At 52.8% G+C, this 19148-nt stretch carries 15 protein-coding genes; 10 read left to right on the top strand and 5 right to left on the bottom strand.

Annotated features, from left to right (window positions below):
• Positions 1–19: 19 nt before the first annotated feature.
• Positions 20–1768, bottom strand: coding sequence for a DEAD/DEAH box helicase (locus tag WKR14_RS11200; protein WP_286996758.1), 1749 nt, complete (start codon positions 1766–1768; stop codon positions 20–22).
• A 365-nt stretch (positions 1769–2133) separates the two neighbouring features.
• On the opposite strand from WKR14_RS11200, the gene pheS reads away from it, so the two are divergent.
• The 4 genes from pheS (at position 2134) to lpxM (ending at position 6917) form a co-directional block, all read left to right on the top strand.
• Positions 2134–3114 (top strand): phenylalanine--tRNA ligase subunit alpha, encoded by a 981-nt coding sequence (gene pheS, locus WKR14_RS11195; RefSeq protein WP_101056286.1) that lies wholly within the window; start codon positions 2134–2136, stop codon positions 3112–3114.
• Between the two features lie 15 nt (positions 3115–3129).
• On the top strand, positions 3130–5517 hold the full coding sequence (pheT, locus tag WKR14_RS11190) for a phenylalanine--tRNA ligase subunit beta (protein ID WP_101056287.1): 2388 nt from the start codon (positions 3130–3132) through the stop codon (positions 5515–5517).
• A gap of 3 nt (positions 5518–5520) precedes the next feature.
• Positions 5521–5817 carry an integration host factor subunit alpha gene (ihfA, locus tag WKR14_RS11185; RefSeq protein WP_025009628.1) on the top strand — a complete coding sequence of 99 codons (297 nt, stop codon included), beginning with the start codon at positions 5521–5523 and terminating at the stop codon, positions 5815–5817.
• 146 nt (positions 5818–5963) lie between these two features.
• A complete protein-coding gene (gene lpxM, locus WKR14_RS11180; RefSeq protein WP_101056288.1) occupies positions 5964–6917 on the top strand; it encodes a lauroyl-Kdo(2)-lipid IV(A) myristoyltransferase in 954 nt (317 codons plus the stop codon).
• Between the two features lie 156 nt (positions 6918–7073).
• On the opposite strand, the gene nikR is transcribed toward lpxM, so the two are convergent.
• Positions 7074–7484, bottom strand: a complete 411-nt coding sequence (gene nikR, locus WKR14_RS11175) for a nickel-responsive transcriptional regulator NikR (protein WP_101056289.1) — start codon at positions 7482–7484, stop codon at positions 7074–7076.
• Positions 7485–8076: 592 nt separating this feature from the next.
• Between nikR and WKR14_RS11170 the strand changes: the two genes are divergently transcribed.
• Genes WKR14_RS11170 through WKR14_RS11155 form a run of 4 tightly spaced genes read left to right on the top strand, consistent with a single transcriptional unit; the run spans position 8077 to position 13266 of the window.
• Positions 8077–9633, top strand: coding sequence for an ABC transporter substrate-binding protein (locus tag WKR14_RS11170; RefSeq protein WP_101056290.1), 1557 nt, complete (start codon positions 8077–8079; stop codon positions 9631–9633).
• The gene (locus tag WKR14_RS11165; RefSeq protein WP_226563994.1) at positions 9624–10685 is read left to right on the top strand and encodes an ABC transporter permease; all 1062 of its coding nucleotides are present in this window, start codon (positions 9624–9626) and stop codon (positions 10683–10685) included. The genes WKR14_RS11170 and WKR14_RS11165 overlap by 10 nt, the downstream gene beginning before the upstream one ends.
• Positions 10682–12562 (top strand): ABC transporter permease subunit, encoded by a 1881-nt coding sequence (locus WKR14_RS11160; protein ID WP_339086136.1) that lies wholly within the window; start codon positions 10682–10684, stop codon positions 12560–12562. The genes WKR14_RS11165 and WKR14_RS11160 overlap by 4 nt, the downstream gene beginning before the upstream one ends.
• Positions 12559–13266: an ATP-binding cassette domain-containing protein gene (locus tag WKR14_RS11155; RefSeq protein ID WP_286995436.1), complete on the top strand. Its 708-nt coding sequence runs from the start codon at positions 12559–12561 to the stop codon at positions 13264–13266. Before WKR14_RS11160 ends, WKR14_RS11155 begins: the two co-directional genes overlap by 4 nt.
• Before the next feature lie 73 nt (positions 13267–13339).
• On the opposite strand, the gene asnS is transcribed toward WKR14_RS11155, so the two are convergent.
• Positions 13340–14740, bottom strand: coding sequence for an asparagine--tRNA ligase (gene asnS, locus WKR14_RS11150; RefSeq protein ID WP_039035280.1), 1401 nt, complete (start codon positions 14738–14740; stop codon positions 13340–13342).
• Between the two features lie 201 nt (positions 14741–14941).
• Here asnS and WKR14_RS11145 point away from each other — a divergent pair, with 201 nt between their 5' ends.
• Positions 14942–15277, top strand: a complete 336-nt coding sequence (locus WKR14_RS11145) for a hypothetical protein (RefSeq protein WP_039035279.1) — start codon at positions 14942–14944, stop codon at positions 15275–15277.
• A 19-nt stretch (positions 15278–15296) separates the two neighbouring features.
• Here WKR14_RS11145 and WKR14_RS11140 read toward each other — a convergent pair whose 3' ends face one another.
• Positions 15297–15866: a CoA pyrophosphatase gene (locus tag WKR14_RS11140; protein WP_100143750.1), complete on the bottom strand. Its 570-nt coding sequence runs from the start codon at positions 15864–15866 to the stop codon at positions 15297–15299.
• Between the two features lie 96 nt (positions 15867–15962).
• A complete protein-coding gene (gene pabB, locus WKR14_RS11135) occupies positions 15963–17372 on the bottom strand; it encodes an aminodeoxychorismate synthase component 1 (protein ID WP_286995437.1) in 1410 nt (469 codons plus the stop codon).
• A 254-nt stretch (positions 17373–17626) separates the two neighbouring features.
• On the opposite strand from pabB, the gene WKR14_RS11130 reads away from it, so the two are divergent.
• On the top strand, positions 17627–19144 hold the full coding sequence (locus WKR14_RS11130) for a fumarate hydratase (protein WP_039035276.1): 1518 nt from the start codon (positions 17627–17629) through the stop codon (positions 19142–19144).
• Positions 19145–19148: the final 4 nt, after the last annotated feature.

Here is a 19148-nt window from a genome sequence, read left to right as displayed (position 1 = left end):
TATACCACAGCTTAAAGGCCTATGCTAAGTTGCTTGATCCCAAGAATGATTTTTCGGTTTGAAACCTGCCTTGATAATCAAAGAAAGATTGTAATAAATCCCAGCGTCGCGCTTGTTTTTTCAGCAGCAGCATATCCGGTGCCCGAAACCGCGCCGCGTCATCGACCAGTTGTTGTGGTTGACTGTATTTCGGCAGTTTCAGCCCAGGAGTTTTACTGTGGGGATGGATAAAACAAGCAAACAGTGCCCGGCGTTGAGCACTGGTTTCCATTTTAAAATACTGGTTGAAGTCATTGCCGTCATAATCCAGATACTGAACTCTTAGGCGCCCCTCTTCGGCGTGCAGCAACATTTGCTGCACCTTGAACAGGTGGTGATGCTGTTTTGACAACACCTCTTTGAGGCGTTTGTCCGGGTCGACCAGAGTCGATTGGCACTGGTGGCAAATCTTGGCGGCGATATCGTTTTCGGCGCCGCAATCCGGGCATGACTTGGAGCGATAGCGATAACTGCATTGACTATTGTCCTGTAACAGTCCCTGGCAGCGGCGGCCGAAGTGCTCGATGATGTCGCCATCCTCATCCGTCTTGCCCCAGAAGATATTGGCAAAACCGCACTCGGGGCAGGGAACCTGTACCGGCACCGAGTTTGCAGCGGGCTTGGGAGTGCCAACCTCGGGATAGAACAGGTCAAAGCCGCTGGCGGCATAATCTATGACCAGGCAGTCCTGTTTGCCTTCGGCCAGCCTCAGGCCGCGGCCAACCATCTGTTGAAACAGGCTCACAGATGCCGTGGGCCGCATGATGGCAATAAGGTCCACATGGGGCGCATCAAACCCGGTTGTGAGCACGGCCACATTGACCAGAAACTTAAGTTCCTGAGCCTTAAAGGCACGGATGATGGCATCCCTTTGTTGCATCTCAGTGGTCGCTGTGATGAGCGCTGCCTGTTCGTCAGCCAGCAGCGTTAACACTTCTTCGGCGTGACGCACAGTGGCGGCAAAAATAATCACTCCCTTGCGGGTGTTGGCCAGTTGCCTTAGTTGGTTAACAATGGCCTTGGTCGCGCGGCCACTGTGACTGAGCAGGGCATCGACCTTAGCCTCATGGTACTCCCCATTGCTGTTACTCGGCAGGCTGCTGAAGTCATACTGAGCGCTCAGGCCATCGTAAAGCCTGGGCGGCGTCAGATAGCCTTGTTTAATTAGGGGCCTTAAGGGCAACTCAAAGATGCAGTCATCGAAAATCCCTCGGTCGGGATTACCGACCCGGCCGTGATAGTGGCGGCGATAAATAAAACCCAGTCCAAGGCGATAAGGGGTGGCCGTCAACCCCAGCAGCTTAAGTTTGGGGTTATGGGATTTGAGGTGTTCAAGCAGTTGCTGATACTGGCTGTCCTGCTCAAGGCTCACTCTGTGACACTCGTCTATGACCACCAGGGAGTAGTGGCTGTCAAAGGCTTCCAGGTTGCGCCCGGCGGATTGCACGCTGGCGACAACGGTTTTGCCTTGGGTGAGCTTTTGCCTCAGGCCGGCCGAGTAGATACTGGCTTCATCGGTTAATAGGGCAACTTTTTCGGCGTTTTGGGCGACCAGCTCTTTGACATGAGTCAGTACCAGTACCTTGCCTTTGGCGATGCGAGCCAGTTCAGCAATCACCAAACTCTTACCGGCGCCAGTGGGCAGCACTATAACAGCCGAGCCTGATTGAGCGCGGAAATAACGTACCGCAGCATCTACGGCTTGCTGCTGATAATCACGTAGGCGAATGCCGGTCTTGGCGGTATCTTCTGCCTGAGTGTTTGTCGTCGCTTTCTGAGTTGCTGGCTTTTTACTATCTGTTGACACTGACTTGCGAAGAGGAATTGACCATGGGGCGAGCTTATCACAGACGCGTCTGGGTACTGTGGTTTTCCGGCTTTATTGGCGACTTTTTATTCTCGGGCACTACTGCTCGTCCGGCTCAAGACATCAATGTTTAAAAAAAGCACTTTTTCTAGGCAATTCATTTGCTAAAATACCTCACGCCACTGGTCAAAGACCCGTGGCTAACGTAAAATTCCACTCTTTTACTGTTTTAATTCAAACAGACACCAAAATCGCCGCCTACGGGCCGGCATGCACTGGAAGAGAAGATGCAGCAGTTAACTGAGATCGTAGAACAGGCCTTAGCCGCCATCGAAGGGGCCAGTGATCTGAAAATCCTTGATGACATCCGCGTCGATTATCTTGGCAAGAAGGGCAAGATCACCGACATGATGAAGTTGATGGCGACCCTGAGTCCACAAGAAAAGCCCGCCTTCGGCCAGAAGGTCAACGAAGCCAAGCAAAAGGTACAGCAGTTCCTTAATCAGCGCATTGAAGGGCTGAAAGCCGCCGAGTTGGAGCAGAAGCTCCAGACAGAGAAAATCGATGTTACCCTGCCGGGACGTCGTCTGGACAACGGTGGTTTACATCCGGTCACCCGTACCATAGAACGAATTGAAAGCTTTTTTGGTGAGTTGGGCTTTAGTGTCGTACAGGGGCCGGAAATCGAAGATGATTATCATAACTTCGATGCTCTGAATATTCCTGAGCATCATCCAGCCCGGGCTGATCATGATACTTTCTACTTCAATCCCAAGTTAGTGTTGCGTACCCAGACTTCAGGGGTGCAAATTCGCACCATGGAAGTGGAAAAGCCGCCGTTGCGAATCATCTCTCCCGGCCGTGTCTATCGTAATGACTATGATATGACCCACACGCCAATGTTCCATCAAGTGGAAGGTCTGCTGGTGGACGAGAATGTAAACTTTGCCGAACTGAAAGGCATTTTGCACGACTTCTTGCGTAATTTCTTTGAAGAGGATTTGGAGATACGTTTCCGTCCTTCATACTTCCCCTTTACTGAGCCGTCTGCCGAAGTGGATGTAAAAGGCAAGAATGGTTGGCTGGAAGTGCTCGGTTGCGGCATGGTGCACCCCAATGTGCTCCGTGGTGTGGGAGTCGATCCTGATAAATACTCCGGTTTTGCTTTTGGTATGGGTGTCGAGCGTCTGGCCATGTTGCGCTATGGTGTCAACGACCTGCGTGCCTTCTTCGAAAACGACCTGCGTTTTCTCAAGCAATTCAAATAACGGAGCTTTAGTATTATGAAATTCAGCGAATCCTGGCTTCGTGAGTGGGTTAACCCTGCGATTAGCCGTGACGAATTAACTCATCAAATCACCATGGCCGGCCTGGAAGTGGACGACGTCATTGCCGTTGCCGGTGACTTTTCCGGCGTGGTAGTGGGTGAAGTGGTTGAATGTGGTCAACACCCGGATGCCGACAAGCTAAGGGTCACCAAGGTCAATGTCGGTGGCGAAGAACTGCTGGATATTGTTTGCGGTGCCCCTAACTGCCGTCAGGGACTCAAGGTTGCTGTGGCCGTTGTCGGTGCCGTGCTGCCCGGTGACTTCAAAATCAAGAAAGCCAAACTGCGTGGACAGCCTTCACATGGCATGCTGTGCTCTTATGGCGAGCTGGGCATAGAGATAGAAAGCGACGGCATTATTGAGCTGCCGCTGGACGCGCCTATTGGTACAGACATTCGCGAATATCTGCAGCTCAATGACGTGATTATCGATGTGGATCTGACCGCCAACCGCGCCGATTGCCTGGGTATGGTGGGACTGGCCCGCGAAGTGGGCGTGCTCAACCGTCTTAACGTGACCGAGCCAAGCTGGGAAGCTGCCAACGTCAGTAGTGAGCGTACAGTTGAAATAGAGGTCGCTAACCCGGAAGCTTGCCCAAGATATTTGGGCCGGGTGGTCAGCAATGTCAATGTCAAGGCGCAAACGCCTGACTGGATGGTGGAAAAACTGCGCCGCAGCGGTATTCGCTCGATAGATCCTATCGTGGATATCACCAACTATGTGTTGGTTGAGTTCGGCCAGCCGATGCATGCTTTTGATCTGGATAAGATTGACGGCGGCATCAAGGTACGCCTGGGTAATGGTGAAGAGAAACTGACTCTGCTCGATGGCAACGAAATTACCGTACCGGCAGATACGTTGGTGATTGCCGATAACAGCCAGGCATTGGCCCTGGCCGGTGTCTTCGGTGGTGAGGCTTCCGGTGTCAGCGAGCAAACCCGCGATATCATGCTTGAGTGTGCGTTCTTCGCGCCGCTGGCTATCATGGGCAAGGCCCGTCGTCTTGGACTGCATACCGACTCTTCGCATCGTTTTGAACGCGGCGTTGACCCAGAGCTGCAGCATAAGGCTATGGATAGAGCCACCCGTTTGGTGCTGGATATCTGTGGCGGCGAAGCCGGTCCTGTGGTTGAGGCCAAGAGCGAAGCGCATCTGCCAAAGGCTGTCGACATTAAACTGCGTCGCAGCAAACTGGATAAATTGCTCGGACATCATATCGATGACACAGATGTTGAACAAATTCTGACCCGCTTGGGCTTCCAGGTTGAAAACCAGGGCAGTGACTGGCAGGTGAAAACCGCCACTTACCGTTTCGACATGGCAATTGAAGAAGACCTTATCGAAGAAGTTGCCCGCATATACGGCTATAACAATATCCCCAATACGGCGCCACTGGCGCGCCTCTTTATGACAGATCATAAAGAAGCGGATCTGAAATTGAGCCGGGTAAGAGCTTTGTTGGTGGCACGGGGTTTCCAGGAAGCCGTCACCTACAGCTTTGTGGATCCCAAGTTGCAAAAACTGGTTCACCCCGAAAGCGAAGCTATGGTATTACCTAACCCGATTTCCAGTGAAATGTCGGCCATGCGTCTGTCCATGTTCACTGGATTGCTGAATGCCGTGGGTTACAACCAGGCTCGTCAGCAGGCTCGTGTACGCCTGTTTGAGACAGGTTTACGCTTTATTCCTGATGCACAAGCAGAATCCGGCGTAAGACAACAGACCATGCTGGGCGCGGTGATCGCCGGCCCTCAGAGTGATGAACACTGGAGCATGGAGTCGAAAACCGTTGATTTCTTCGATCTTAAAGGTGATTTAGAAGCCATTATTGGCTTGACAGTTTCCGAAGCTGAATTTAGTTTTAAAGGAGCGCAGCATCCGGCTATGCATCCGGGGCAATGTGCTGAAATATTGAGAAATGATCGGGTCATAGGCTATATAGGTGCTGTCCATCCCAGCCTCGAAAAGCCTTTTGGGCTGAATGGCAAAACCATAGTATTTGAGCTGGAATTGGACGCTTTATTGCAGGCTAAATTGCCGCAAGCCCAGGCTGTATCTAAGTTTCCAGCCAATCGCCGCGATATCGCCATAGTGGTTGATGAAGAAGTCGCCGCAGGTGAAGTGATGACGCTGATAAGAAAAGTTGGCGAAAATCAGTTGGTTGGCTTAAACTTGTTCGATGTATACCGAGGTAAAGGTGTAGAGCAGGGCAAAAAGAGTCTGGCGATCGCACTTACGTTACAAGATAACGCTCGTACACTTGAGGAAAAAGAGATTGCTGAGATGGTTGATACAGTGGTTTCTGCGCTCAAGTCCGAGTTCAACGCATCGTTGAGGGATTAAAGTATGGCACTTACCAAGGCCGAAATGGCAGAGCATCTTTTTGAAACGCTTGGCATTAACAAGCGGGTAGCAAAAGAGATGGTTGAAGCGTTTTTCGAAGAGATCCGAACCGCGCTTGAAAATGGTGAGCAGGTCAAGTTATCTGGCTTTGGCAACTTTGACCTTAGGGATAAGAATCAAAGACCGGGAAGGAATCCCAAAACAGGTCAGGATATCCCAATTTCTGCCCGTCGGGTGGTGACATTCCGTCCGGGACAGAAACTGAAGAGTCGCGTAGAAGCCGCTAACAAAGGCAAATAACTGCTCGGTCAGTAATTTAGAACAGGGAAGCCGCTCCTGTGGGTGGCTTCCCTGTTTGTGTCTATAGAAAGTGCTTCTACCCTGTTGTGTCGCATTTTTAATGCCTGGTTTGGCATTGCATTGGGATTAAACCCAGGGGTTAAACCTTGTCAAATACACCTTCCAAGCCTAAGAAAGGCAAATACTTCGATAGGCGCTTCCGTTGGTCATTGCTGCACCCCAGATTTTGGGGTAGTTGGTTGGCGATTGGCGTACTGGTTTTGTTTGGTCTCTTGCCGGCTCTCATTAGAGATCCTATTGCCCGCGGGTTGTCGCGTTTGGTTAAACGTGTCGCCCATAAACCGATAAGTGTAGCCAGAGCCAACCTTAAAGCCTGTTTCCCCGATAAGAGTGAGTTGGAAATCGAGCAGTTGCTGGAACGCAATACCGAAGCTTTTGTAATGACGCTGCTGGCTCAATCTGAGCTGATTTTGATGCCAAGCGCTTATATTCGCAAAAGAGTGCTGGTCGAGGGTGAAGAACATATCGCGGCTGCCCGTGAAGCCGGGCAGCCGATTATCTTTATCATGCCTCATGTTTGGGGCATAGAGTATGCCGGTCTGAGACTTAATTTGGACTTGCCCATGGTGTCCATGGCCAAAGCGCATCGAAATGAATTGTTCAACTGGTTCAATAACCGTATGCGTAGCTCGCAAGGCGGCAATATCTATATGCGTGAAGCCGGGATCCGGGCCTTGTTGGCTGAGCTGAAACAGGGCAACAGTTTCTTCTATCTGCCGGATGAAGACTTGGGACCGGAGCAGAGCGTATTTGCGCCATTTTTAGGAACAGTCAAGGCTACTTTGCCTGTGGTTGGCCGCTTGGCGCAGGCAGGTAACGCCCAGGTGATGCCGGTGAAAATTGGCTATGACGACCAAGCCAGGTGTTTTCGCTTGACGGTTATGCCGGCGATTGCCCCCGAGTCGATGCAAGGTAAGGAAAATGAGGCCATTGCATTAAACAAGGCCGTGGAGCAGGTGATTACCGCCTATCCCGAGCAATATATGTGGTTTCTTAAGGTGCTGCGTACCCGCCCGGAAGGCATGCCGTCTATCTATTGAGTTCAACATAGGTTTGGAGTACCAAGGAACTTAACGTCAGCATTTGCATTAAGACTTGCGTCTCATGCGGTCATTGCCATAGCAGGATAGTGGCTTATGGCAATGACTTTGCAGGCAATACAAGAAGGTGTGCTTGACAGTGGGCGCTATGCAATATCAGATAATTCCGGCACGACTTAAACGCGCGAGATTAACCCCTTTCAGTGCTGCTATTTGATTGACCAACTTATTCACTTCAAAAGCCTGACCTTTGAGGATAATGGTTTCCAGGCACCTATGATGGTCTACGTGGACATGGGTACTGCAGAGCACGTGTACTAAATGATTGTGCTGGATTTCAATCAGCTTTTCTGACAAACCTCTCTGATGATGATCGAAAACCAAGGTCAGTACACCTACAACATCCTCTTTGCTGTTGTTCCATTGCTTATCAACTATCCTGTCGCGAAACAGATCGCGAATATATTCTGAACGGGATTGATAGCCTCGCTCGCGGCTATCATTTTCTATCTCTTCAAACAGTGATTGGGGTAGGGATACGGTAAAACGTTGAGTCTCATCTGTCATGACTGTTTCTTCAGAAAAACACTATTGGTTAGTAGAGCTTACACAAGCTTTGCCACAAAATGTCCTTTTCCATTTTCAATGGGTGTGATCTACCGCAAACTTTTTATCTTTGTCTGTTTTTTGTGCTGTCACACTGAGAGGAATCGGGGTAGTGTTACTAAAAATAAATAAGTAACATCGGCGGGTAGCGTTAGGTTCCAGTCGAACATAACACTGAAAATGCTTTGTGGGCGTTTAATAAACAAGCCTAGTTAAGCAATTACGCGAGCTTTATCATTTCCTGCTGTATCCATTGGCCGGATCTGTAGCTTATATAAATAATTCCGGTTCGGCTCAAATAATCTGGTTATGCACTGAACTTGAATTGCGATCTTCTCCTTGGCAAACCAACATACAAGCTAATATCACTTTGCCACGGAACCGCCATCATATCCGTCAACGAGTCTAAAATTTTAGCCAGGTTCGGGAGTTTCAGGTGTTGTTTTCATCTGCTTATATCAATTCCAAGAGCAAACCCATTTGCCGCTCCAATCTGCAAAGGTTAGAGAAACTTGCACAGTCAAAACATGTATTCAGGTCGACAACATCAACTATGGGACTGGTGCTGTTTACTCTGTTGACGGCAGCTTTGCCTTTCCAATTGATAGCGAAAGCTATCCCGGAGCCTTTGGTCATGGTGCTGGGCGCGGAGCCCGATGGTGGCTTTGACCCCATCCTAGGTTGGGGGCGCTACAATAATCCGCTCATTCAATCTGCCCTGTTGCGCCGCTCTGGTGGCGGTGAGTTTATCGGTGATATCGCCAGCGATTGGACCTTGAGCCCCGACAGGCTCAAGTGGACAGTAACCTTGAGGCCCAATCTGGTCTTCAGCGATGGCAGTTCGCTTAACTCAGAAGATGTCGCCTTTACTTTTGAGCAGGCCAGCAAAGCGGCCGGTATGCAGGACTTGTCCAATTTGGTCAAGGTGGAACAAAAGTCTGAACTGCAAGTCGAATTCACCCTTAAGCAAGCAGATATTGGCTTTATCGATACCTTGGCTGAGCTCGCGATAGTGCCGAGCGACAGTTACGGCCCGGATTATGGTCAGCATCCCATAGGCTCGGGGCCTTATAAAATGCGCCGCTGGGATAAGGGGCAGCAGCTGATCCTGGAAGCCAACCCCAAATATCAGAGTGCCGATCCCGACCATCCGCTGCTGAAAAAACCCTATTTCGACAAATTGGTCATCGTCTTTGCCGACGAAGACAGTCGTTTTGCCATGCTCAGGACCGGGCAATTGCAGCTCTCGGCGCTGGCGCCCAGATATGCCGATGCTTTGATGGCGCAGGGCAATTATCGCCTGTGGTCACAAACCAGTGTCGATAACCGCGGCATTGCCTGGCCGATGCGAGCGGAAGATAACCCGGTCACCAGTGAACTGGCGGTGCGCCAAGCCTTCGATATGGTCATCGACCGCCAGCAACTGGTTGATAATCTGCTGGGGGGCTACGCAAGAGCGGCCTGGTCAATTGCTGATGACTTGCCATGGGGCGGCGCGGCTCCAGGTTGGGCTGATTGGCAGATGAAGCAGCGTTTACTGAAAGCGTCAGAACTCTTGGCCAACGCCGGTTGGTTGCTTGGCGCGGACGGCATTCGCGAAAAGGATGGGCAACGGCTGACATTCCCGCTCTACTATCTGGCCGGTGACAGCATACGTGAGCAGTTGGCGCTGGCCAGTGCCCAGATGGCCAGAATGGCCGGATTCCAGCTGGAGCCCAAGGCGGACAGCTGGGAAAATATCTATCGGGTGATGCATCAGGCGCCGGTGCTCTTTGGTTTTGGCAGCCTTTCGGCCAATGAAATGGCGCTTATCTACGACAGTCGCAATGCCGGCAAAGGTTATTTCAACTCCGGCTACTATCAAAACCCGCTGGTCGATAAGGCGCTGGAAAAGGCTCGCGAGGCCGACTCTGTCGAAACTGCGATTGCATTCTGGCAACAGGCACAGCAACAGATAAGTCGGGACGTGCCCTGGAGCTGGCTGGTGAATCTGCAGCATCTCTATGCCGCCAACCCTTGTCTCGATTTGGGGCAACCCTTGGTGGAACCTCACGGTCATGGCTGGCCGATCACCAATAATATCAACCAGTGGCGCTGGCAATGTCCATGAAACCAATGTTGTCTGCCAACAAGCCGATAGCACCTCAAAACTGGTCTTCAGTCTGCTGGCAGGGGGCTTTTTTGCGGTCTCTGCGGCTGGCGCTGCTATTGCTGTTTGCTTGTTTGCTGGCCTTTGTGCTCTTGTCCTTGTCGCCGCTCGATCCCTTAATTCACTACCTGGGCGGTAATCTGCTGGCGGTATCCGATGCCCAGCGCACCCAGATGATCCGCGAGCTGGGGTTGGACACAGGACTTTGGCAGCAGATCAGCAGTTACTTTTCCGCTCTGCTGAGTGGCGATCTGGGCCAGAGCCTGGTGTTTCGCCAGAGCGTTTCCGAAGTGATTGCCGAGCGCTTGCCGCTATCCTTGCTGTTGATGGCGCTCTCCTGGGGGTTGGCTCTGCTGCTTGGTTATGGCCTGGGGCTACTGTGTGCCATCACCGAAGGGAGTTTCTGCGATCGCTGGCTGCGACGCTTTGCCTGGCTGCTTTCGAGCATTCCGTCATTTTGGTTGGCGATGATCATGATAAGCCTGTTCTCTGTCACTCTGGCCTGGACGCCCGTGTGCTGCGCTGCGCCGCTGGGGCTGAGTTTTACCGAGCAGAGCCTTGGCAGTATGTTGTTGCACCTCGCTTTGCCGTTGACTGTCCTGACGCTGAGCCAGCTCTCGCCCTTGGTGCTGCACACCCGGGAAAAGGTGCTGGATCTCTACCACAGCGAATATGTGGGATATGCCCAAAGTCACGGCAAAGGTCGTCTGGCGGTATTCAAGAAGCATATCTTTGCCAATAGTCTAAAGCCCGCGATAGTGCTGCACTTTGCTTCTTTTGCCGAGCTGTTTGGCGGCTCTATTCTCGCCGAAACCGTGTTCAACTTCCCCGGACTCGGTAGTGCCTTGGTCAAGGCAGGACTCGGCAACGATGCGCCCTTGCTGATGGGGATCACCCTGTTTTCTGCGCTGTTTGTGTTTTGCGGTAACCTGGCCGCCGAGCTTATCAGCGCCAGATTGCAGCGCGGCAGGCTCAGTGGACTTTCGGCTCATGCCTCTGGAGTACAGGCATGATGGGCGGTTTAAGACTCTATTTGAAAAGCCTTCAGGCCAAGGATGGCAGTCGCGTCGCCATCTGGTTTTGGCCGATGTGCGGACTTCTGTTGCTGACGGCACTATGCCTGCTATTTGGCAACCATGCCAGTGAGCTTAACCTGCTGGCCAAGAGTCAGGGGCCATCCTGGACTCATCTCATGGGGACGGATTGGCTTGGGCGCGATATGGCCGAGCGTAGCGGCGCGGCTATGCTCAAAAGTCTGTGGATAGGCGCACTGGCGGTACTGCTCAGCAGCTCGCTGGCACTGCTGCTGGCCTTGCTGGCGCAAACCGGCTCCAAGTGGCGTCAAGCTGTATTGCTTTGCTGCGATCTCTGTATGTCACTGCCACATCTGTTGCTGCTGATCTTGCTGGCGCTGGCCTTCGGCGGACAGGAGTATGGGGTGATAGCGGCCCTGGCTTTGAGTCATTGGCCGAGACTGACACGTTTACTCTTACTGGAAATGGATGAAATCCTGGCTCAGCCTTATGTCAGTCTGGCTCTGGGGTTTGGCGGTTCCAGATTCAGCACCCGCATGCGCCATTTATGGCCTCACATCATGCCACAGTGGCTGATTGGCGGGCTCAACTTGTTTCCGCACGCCTTGCTCCATGTCGCGGCGCTGAGCTTTCTTGGCTTTGGCCTCGACAGCAACGCGCCCTCCATGGGCGAACTGCTGGCTGAGGCCAATCGCTATCTCTTGCTTGGCCAATGGTGGCTGGCGCTGTTTCCCGGGATCTTGCTGCTGAGCTTTGTTTTGCTGCTGTCAAAGCTTGCCGAAAATCTGATCCAGTTTGCCAGAGATGGTATGGCTGCGCCTAAGTTACCGGGCACCAATGCCTTGAGATCTAAAGGTGATTTACTTTCCTCAAGCGATGTTAAACCCGTCGTCGCCATTCATACCCAAGTGACAGATTTAACGCTCAAGGATAGCAGTGGCAGAACCTTGCTGGATGGGCTCAATATTGAGGTGGTTCCAGGACAGGTTACCGCAGTGCTCGGTGAGAGCGGCGCCGGTAAGAGCTTGCTGGCGCTGGCTATCATGGGCAGTTTGCCAAAGGGCATAGCCATGCAATGCGCTGATTTGATGCGGCCACAAAAGACGGCGCTCTGCGCTCAGAGTACCCAGGTGCTGGACGCCAACATTAAGATAAGCGAATTGCTCGACTGGTACTGTGATGATGCCATGCTCCCTTACCGGCAGGCTCTGTATGACGAGCTGGGTATTACAGCGGAGATCCTGGCGGCTTATCCCCCCATGCTCTCCGGCGGTATGGCCCGACGGGTATTATTGGCCCAGGCCCTATTGCAAGCGCCGGATCTATTGCTGGCCGATGAGCCTTGTTGCGGTCTGGATGAGCTTGCTGCCACTGAGCTTTACGCCTTACTCAGCGACTTTGCCAGCGGCGCCTTGCAGCTACGATTGGGATTAGATGCCGGCCCCAAGGCGGTGCTGGTTATCAGCCATAACCTCAGGGCCGTGCTGGCCTTGGATGCCGAGTTGTATCTGCTGCGCCGCGGCCGGCTCGCCGAGGTGACGGATAGCGCCAGTCTGCGGGCGAGTATTGCCGGGCATAAGCCGGGAGATGAATGTGAGAGTGACGGCTGCTATAGTGACGGTTGCTATAGTCACACCTTGCTGGCGGCATTGCCGGAAAACTGGCCGGCAGGCAGCTGTCGCTTGGCTGATGCTGAACCAAAGAGCGAGCCCAAGAGTCAACTTAATAGCCGACTCGATAACCAGTCTGCCAGTCAATCCACTGGCCAACCCGCTAGTCAACCTGCTAGTCAACAAAAGCCCCATGGTGACAGCCTGGAGAGTTTCAACAACTCGCCTTGTCGGAGGCGCGCATGAGTCTAAGTTCTTTGCAAACAAAACCGGCTCAATCCGGCTCTGCTTTGGAGCTTGAAAGCGCGCTTTTGCCTTCTGCATCATTATCGCCGCTGCTCTCGCTTAGTGGCGGTTTGGCTTATCGGGGCCACAAGGTGATTGAGCTGCCTGATATAGCCATTAATCACGCCGAAATTCTCGGGATCTGGGGTGACAGTGGCTGCGGCAAGTCCACCATGGCGGCGATACTCACAGGCTTGATGCCGCTTGCGGCGGGAAAGCTTGAGTGCAGTCAGGCGCTCAGGCAGGTTCGCGGCCGACCTTCACCCATTCAGTGGGTTATTCAGCAGCCGGAGCAGGCGTTCAACCCAAGGTTGACCCTGGCGCAATCCTTGAATGAGAGTTGGCAGGGGCGTGATTATGCTCATCTCTTGCCCATGCTCGGCGTGGCCGAGTCCGAACTCAGGCGCTGGCTGGCATCACGCCCCGGCGGCCTTTCCGGCGGTGAGCTGCAAAGGCTCAATATTCTAAGGGCTGTGGCGCCGGAAACCCGGCTGCTTATCTGTGATGAAATCACGGCCCAGCTGGATATGCTGAGTCAGCAAAGGCTTTGGCAACAACTGCTGCAGATTGCCGGTGATAAACAGTTGACCCTGCTGGTGATCTCCCACGACAAACCTTTGCTTGGCGCGGTTTGCGACAGAGTGCAGCCCTTTAAGCCGGTGTGAAAATCCACAGTCAAACTTGATATTCAACCAATAAAAAACGCGCCCGAAAGCGCGTTTTTGGGATAAGAACTCGTTAGAAGTTGGCACTTCTTGGGGCGCGAGGGAAGGGGATCACATCGCGGATGTTGGACACACCGGTAACGTAAGACACCAGACGCTCGAAGCCCAGACCGAAACCTGAGTGAGGCACAGTGCCGTAACGGCGCAGATCTCTATACCACCAGTAATCTTCCTTGTTGAGATTCATCTCGGCCAGGCGCATATCCAGTACGTCCAAACGCTCTTCACGCTGTGAACCACCGATAATCTCACCAATGCCGGGGGCCAATACGTCCATCGCCGCCACTGTCTTGCCATCTTCGTTGAGACGCATGTAGAAGGCCTTGATATCTTTTGGATAGTTCTTCACGACCACAGGAGCCTTGAAGTGCACTTCTGCCAGATAACGCTCATGCTCGGATTGCAGATCTATGCCCCATTCGACATCGTACTCAAACTGCTTACCGCAGTTTTTGAGGATTTCAACCGCATCAGTGTAATCCACCTGGGCAAAGTCACTGCTGACAAAGTTCTCCAGACGCTCAATCACGCCTTTATCGACGCGCTGGGCAAAGAACTGCAGGTCGTCCATCCGCTCTTCCAGCACCGCCTTGAAGGCGTACTTGAGCATGGCTTCCGCCAGACCGGCAATGTCGTTCAGATCGGCAAAAGCCACTTCCGGCTCAACCATCCAGAACTCGGCCAAGTGGCGGCTGGTGTTGGAGTTTTCGGCGCGGAAAGTTGGGCCAAAGGTGTAAATCTTCGACAGGGCACAGGCGTAGGTTTCACCGTTGAGCTGACCCGATACGGTCAAAAATGCCTCTTTACCGAAGAAGTCTTCTTCGTAATTTACCTTGCCATCGGCGGTGCGTGGCAGGTTTTCCATGTCCAGCGTCGACACCCGGAACATTTCACCGGCGCCTTCACAGTCTGACGCGGTGATCAGCGGGGTAGAGACCCAGATGAAGCCGTTTTCGTGATAGAAGCGGTGAATCGCCTGTGACAGGCAGTTACGGACCCGGGCCACTGCGCCGATGATGTTGGTACGTGGACGCAGGTGCGCCAGTTCCCTCAGGTGTTCAACCGAGTGACGCTTGGCCGCCATAGGATAGGTATCAGGATCTTCCACCCAACCTGTGACTTCCACTTGGGTGACTTGCAGTTCAAAGTCCTGGCCTGAGCCAGGGCTTTCAACCACTTCACCTGTGACAATCACGGAGCAGCCGGCAGTGAGCTTCAGCACTTCGTCATTGTAATTGGGTAAGCTATTTGGCACCACGCCCTGGATAGGATCGAAACAGGAACCATCATAGACGGCAAGAAACGAGATGCCGGCCTTGGAATCACGACGGGTTCTTACCCAGCCACGTACAGTGACCTGTGAACCGACCGCATGCTCGCCTTTAAATACAGATGCGACAGATGCAATGCTCATTATTGCTTAGTTCTCCAATGAAACGTTTTATGCTTCAATTCGGCCCCGAAAATAGTTCGAGAGCAGAAATCAGGCAAATCCCTGACTATATTGATGACACAGGAAAAAATTTGGAGGTTAATATTACCTTGCTGGTGGCTTTTCTCAAGCTGAAAAAGGTATTCTGGGGACAATATCCCCCTTCAGACGGAAGGAGTTTGGATGAAAAAGGTCAAAATCTTTCAATATCTGTTGGCGAGCCTGTCGATTATTGGTTGGTCACTGGCGATTTATGCCCTGCTGATATTTGATAAGGCGCGGCCGGACAGGGCCGTAGGCTATTTCTTCAGCAAGGGGGCGCCGGTGCGTTTGTACTGGGACCCTCAGCAAACCATGTTGCTGGAATATATCATCTGGGCTTGCGCCGCCATAAGTTTCATTAGTCTTGCCTTCAACTGGTATGTGGCTCATCACAGCCGTTTGGGTTACTGGTTCAATATTCCGCTGCTGTTGCTTTCATCCACTGCCGCCGGCTTGTATCTGCGTTTCTTTATCTAACTGCCTTTATGCTGTGCTGTTAGCGCAGTTGCCGACAGAGCATATCGATAATCGCCGCGGTGGCGCCCCAGATAAAGTGTCTGCGATAAGGAATAAAGGTGACAGGGTAGAAATGGCCGCGGCGCTCGAACATCGCCGTGTGACGATTTTCCTCTTCGAGTAAAAACGCCAGCGGCACCCGAAACAGCTCCTGCACTTCGGCCGGGTCAATTTGTGCCTCAAAGGGCGATTTTACCCAGCCAAGTACAGGGGTGATCTCAAAGCCGGTAAAGGTGGGATGATTGGGAAGTTGACCTATGATTTCTACATTGTCCGGCGCCAAACCTATCTCTTCTTCGGCCTCTCTGAGGGCTGTCATGATAAGGTTCTGATCTTCGGCTTCCGGTTTGCCGCCGGGAAAGCTCACCTGGCCGGGATGAGCCTTAAGATGCTTCGGCCTCTGGGTCAGGATAAGCTCCGGTCCCTGCACACCCGGCTCCAGTGCGATAAGTACTGCGGCGGCCCTGAGTTTGGCCGGGGTCAAAGGACTCGAATGGTATCGACTCAGGGCTCTGAGTTGAAAACGGGTCAACAGCTCGTCTTTATCCATAGTGTCCTTGAAGTCGATTGAAGTAATCAATAACCAAAGCCATTACTGTCCCGTCTTCGCAAAAACTCTCAATCAGCATAAATAGCAAGCTTCAGGCTAAGGCTTGTCTGGTTCCGGGGTCAATAGCGGCAGTATTTGACTCACTTTATCATAGGTTTCCTGGTATTCGGCATCCACGTCTGAGTCGGCCACTATACCGCCACCGGCCCAGCAATAGAGCTGCCCGGAATCGGCAACCAGGGTACGAATGGTGATACTGCTGTCCATTTTGCCATCCTGGCTCAGATATCCGATGGAACCGCAGTAGAGTGAGCGGCGACTGGGTTCGAGCTCTTCGATAATTTCCATGGCGCGGATCTTGGGCGCGCCTGTGATAGAGCCGCCGGGGAAGGCGGCCCGCAGTACGTCTGTGGCCTGATAACCCGCTGCCAGTTCGGCGGTCACTGTGCTGACCAGATGGTGCACCGCCGGAAAGCTTTCTATGGCAAACAGATGCGGTACGGCCACACTGCCTGGGCTGGCGACCTTGCCAATATCGTTGCGTAGCAAGTCCACTATCATCAGGTTTTCGGCTCTGTCCTTTTCTGAACTTGCCAGCTGTTTGGCAAGCTCCCTGTCTTGCTGTTCATCGGCACTTCGAGGCAGGGTGCCCTTGATGGGCTTGGTTTCAATATGGCGATTGGAATCCAGGGCAATAAAACGCTCGGGTGAGATGGACAGGATGCAGTTGTGCTCCAGGCGAATAAAGGCAGAAAAGGGCGCGCCGTTGGCTTGTCTGAGCTTACGATAGGCTTGCCACTCATCACCTTGATAGTCGGCCTGGAATCTTTGGGTCAGATTGATCTGATAACAATCGCCGCTGTGAAGATATTGCTGCACTTTGGCAAACTTGTCGCCATATTGCTCGCGGCTGAGCTGCGAGCGCCACTCACCGCTGAGTCGGAACGCTTTTTGGTCAAGGTGCTTATTGGGGCTGTTTGTGACTTTGGACGTCAGCCGCGACAGGGTTTCAGTTAGCGCCTTTTCGCCGCGATAGTGCACCAATTGCCAGCACCTTAATTCCTTATCGCGAATAAGAGCCCAGTCATAAAGACCGACATTCATTTCCGGCAGAGCGATATCGGCTGCGGCCAGTTTGGGCAGTTTTTCCAGTCTGCGGCCAAGATCGTAGCTGAAGGCGCCCACCGCACCGCCACTGAAAGGCAGATTGACCGGCATGGCATTGGGAAAATACTGTTGCAGCAGTTGTTGCAGCAAGGCAAAAGGATCGTCATTTGAGCGCCGCAGGCCGCTCGCCTCAGTGATTTGGGTAGTGTCACCTGTGGTGACTAGAGTGGTAATCGGCTCGGCAACTATGATGTCGTATCTGGCGTCACTGTGCTTGGCATCGGCCGAATCCAGCAGCATGGCCCAAGGCTCACCGCTGAAGTGGGAAAACAGCTCTAAGGTTGATAATTGCCAGTCAAGAAGGCGAATGGCGGGAGGGCAAATAGCCTGCTGGTACATCGAACGACCCTATCTGAAAATGTGATGTAGCCCAAAAAGGAACGAAAGAGTATCATAACGGCCACAAAAAACTAATAAAACCACCCCTGGCCCTTGGTGAAAACGCGTTGTATCACGGCTTTGCTGTCGTTTTGAGCATTTTTGTGTCGCAAAACCGGCAAGCAGAGCTTGAAGTTCAAGGCTTTGGCTTGAAACTTATTGCGTGTTGATCCTGAGCTGAAGGGGCGGATCCTTAGGCTAATGGAGCGCCAAACATGTCTGTAATCAAGCAAGCTGACTTTATCGACAGCATCACTGATGCCCTGCAATATATCTCCTATTACCATCCCAAAGATTTTATCGATGCCATGGCCGCCGCCTATGAGCGTGAGCAGAGCCAGGCTGCCAAGGATGCAATTGCCCAGATTTTGATCAACTCGCGCATGTCTGCTGAAGGACACAGACCCCTGTGTCAGGATACCGGCATTGTGACCTGTTATGTCTATCTGGGGATGGGCGTGCAGTGGGACAAGACAGATATGACAGTGCAGCAGATGGTGGATGAAGGCGTGCGCCGCGCTTATACCAATCCTGATAACCCGCTGCGGGCCTCAATAGTGGCCGACCCGGCCGGCAGCCGTAAGAATACCCGCGATAACACACCTTCTGTGGTGCATATTCAGATGGTTCCCGGCGATCATATCGAAGTGGCTATTGCCGCCAAGGGTGGCGGCAGTGAAAACAAGGCCAAGATGGTGATGCTCAATCCATCTGACGATATTGCCGCCTGGGTTGAGAAGACACTGCCAACCATGGGCGCCGGCTGGTGTCCACCGGGTATGCTGGGAATAGGTATTGGCGGCACCGCCGAGAAAGCCGCTGTGCTTGCCAAGGAAGCCTTGATGGAGAGCGTCGATATTCATGAACTGATGGAACGCGGCGCTGAAACTACGGAAGAGAAGCTGCGTTTGGATATCTTCGAGCGCGCCAACAACTTAGGCATTGGTGCCCAGGGTCTGGGCGGTTTGACTACTGTACTGGACGTTAAAATCAAGACAGCACCCACCCACGCCGCCTCCAAGCCTGTGGTGATGATCCCCAACTGCGCCGCTACCCGTCATGTGCATTTCCATCTGGATGGCAGCGGCCCAGCCGAGCTGACTCCGCCAAGCCTTGATGACTGGCCGGAAATCACCTGGGAAGTGGGTGAGAGCGTGCGTAGGGTCAATCTCGATACCGTTACTCAGGAAGAGATTGAAAGCTGGAACAGCGGCGATACTCTGCTGCTCTCGGGTAAGATGCTCACCGGCCGTGACGCGGCTCACAAACGGATCCAGAGCCTGATCGAAAGCGGTGAAGGCTTGCCTGAAGGAGTTGATTTCACTGGTAAATTCATCTATTACGTAGGTCCAGTCGACCCGGTAGGTGATGAAGTGGTTGGCCCGGCCGGCCCGACAACCGCTACCCGTATGGATAAGTTCACCGATCTTATGCTGGATAAGACAGGGTTGATGGGCATGATAGGCAAGGCCGAACGTGGTCCGGCCACAGTTGAATCTATCCGCAAGCACAAGGCGGTATATCTGATGGCCGTCGGCGGCGCCGCTTATCTGGTGTCCAAGGCGATTAAGCAATCCCGCGTGGTGGCGTTTGAAGATCTCGGGATGGAAGCCATCTATGAGTTTGACGTTAAGGATATGCCTGTTACTGTAGCGGTTGACTCCAACGGGGTGAATGCCCATGAAACCGGCCCGGCAATCTGGAAGGTGAATATCCAGAACGCCAAGGCTTAAGCTG

Origin of the sequence: Shewanella chilikensis (assembly GCF_037953065.1) — a bacterium.
Lineage (GTDB): Bacteria > Pseudomonadota > Gammaproteobacteria > Enterobacterales > Shewanellaceae > Shewanella > Shewanella chilikensis.
Note: the sequence above shows the minus strand (reverse complement) of the source record. Positions and strands in the feature narration are given on the sequence as shown.

Coding starts and splice junctions, on each gene's coding strand:
- pheS (WP_101056286.1), top strand. CDS start 2,134: ATGCAGCAGTTAACTGAGATCGTAGAACAGGCCTTAGCCGCCATCGAA.
- pheT (WP_101056287.1), top strand. CDS start 3,130: ATGAAATTCAGCGAATCCTGGCTTCGTGAGTGGGTTAACCCTGCGATT.
- ihfA (WP_025009628.1), top strand. CDS start 5,521: ATGGCACTTACCAAGGCCGAAATGGCAGAGCATCTTTTTGAAACGCTT.
- nikR (WP_101056289.1), bottom strand. CDS start 7,484: ATGACAGATGAGACTCAACGTTTTACCGTATCCCTACCCCAATCACTG.
- WKR14_RS11170 (WP_101056290.1), top strand. CDS start 8,077: ATGGGACTGGTGCTGTTTACTCTGTTGACGGCAGCTTTGCCTTTCCAA.
- WKR14_RS11165 (WP_226563994.1), top strand. CDS start 9,624: ATGTCCATGAAACCAATGTTGTCTGCCAACAAGCCGATAGCACCTCAA.
- WKR14_RS11160 (WP_339086136.1), top strand. CDS start 10,682: ATGATGGGCGGTTTAAGACTCTATTTGAAAAGCCTTCAGGCCAAGGAT.
- WKR14_RS11155 (WP_286995436.1), top strand. CDS start 12,559: ATGAGTCTAAGTTCTTTGCAAACAAAACCGGCTCAATCCGGCTCTGCT.
- asnS (WP_039035280.1), bottom strand. CDS start 14,740: ATGAGCATTGCATCTGTCGCATCTGTATTTAAAGGCGAGCATGCGGTC.
- WKR14_RS11145 (WP_039035279.1), top strand. CDS start 14,942: ATGAAAAAGGTCAAAATCTTTCAATATCTGTTGGCGAGCCTGTCGATT.
- WKR14_RS11140 (WP_100143750.1), bottom strand. CDS start 15,866: ATGGATAAAGACGAGCTGTTGACCCGTTTTCAACTCAGAGCCCTGAGT.
- pabB (WP_286995437.1), bottom strand. CDS start 17,372: ATGTACCAGCAGGCTATTTGCCCTCCCGCCATTCGCCTTCTTGACTGG.
- WKR14_RS11130 (WP_039035276.1), top strand. CDS start 17,627: ATGTCTGTAATCAAGCAAGCTGACTTTATCGACAGCATCACTGATGCC.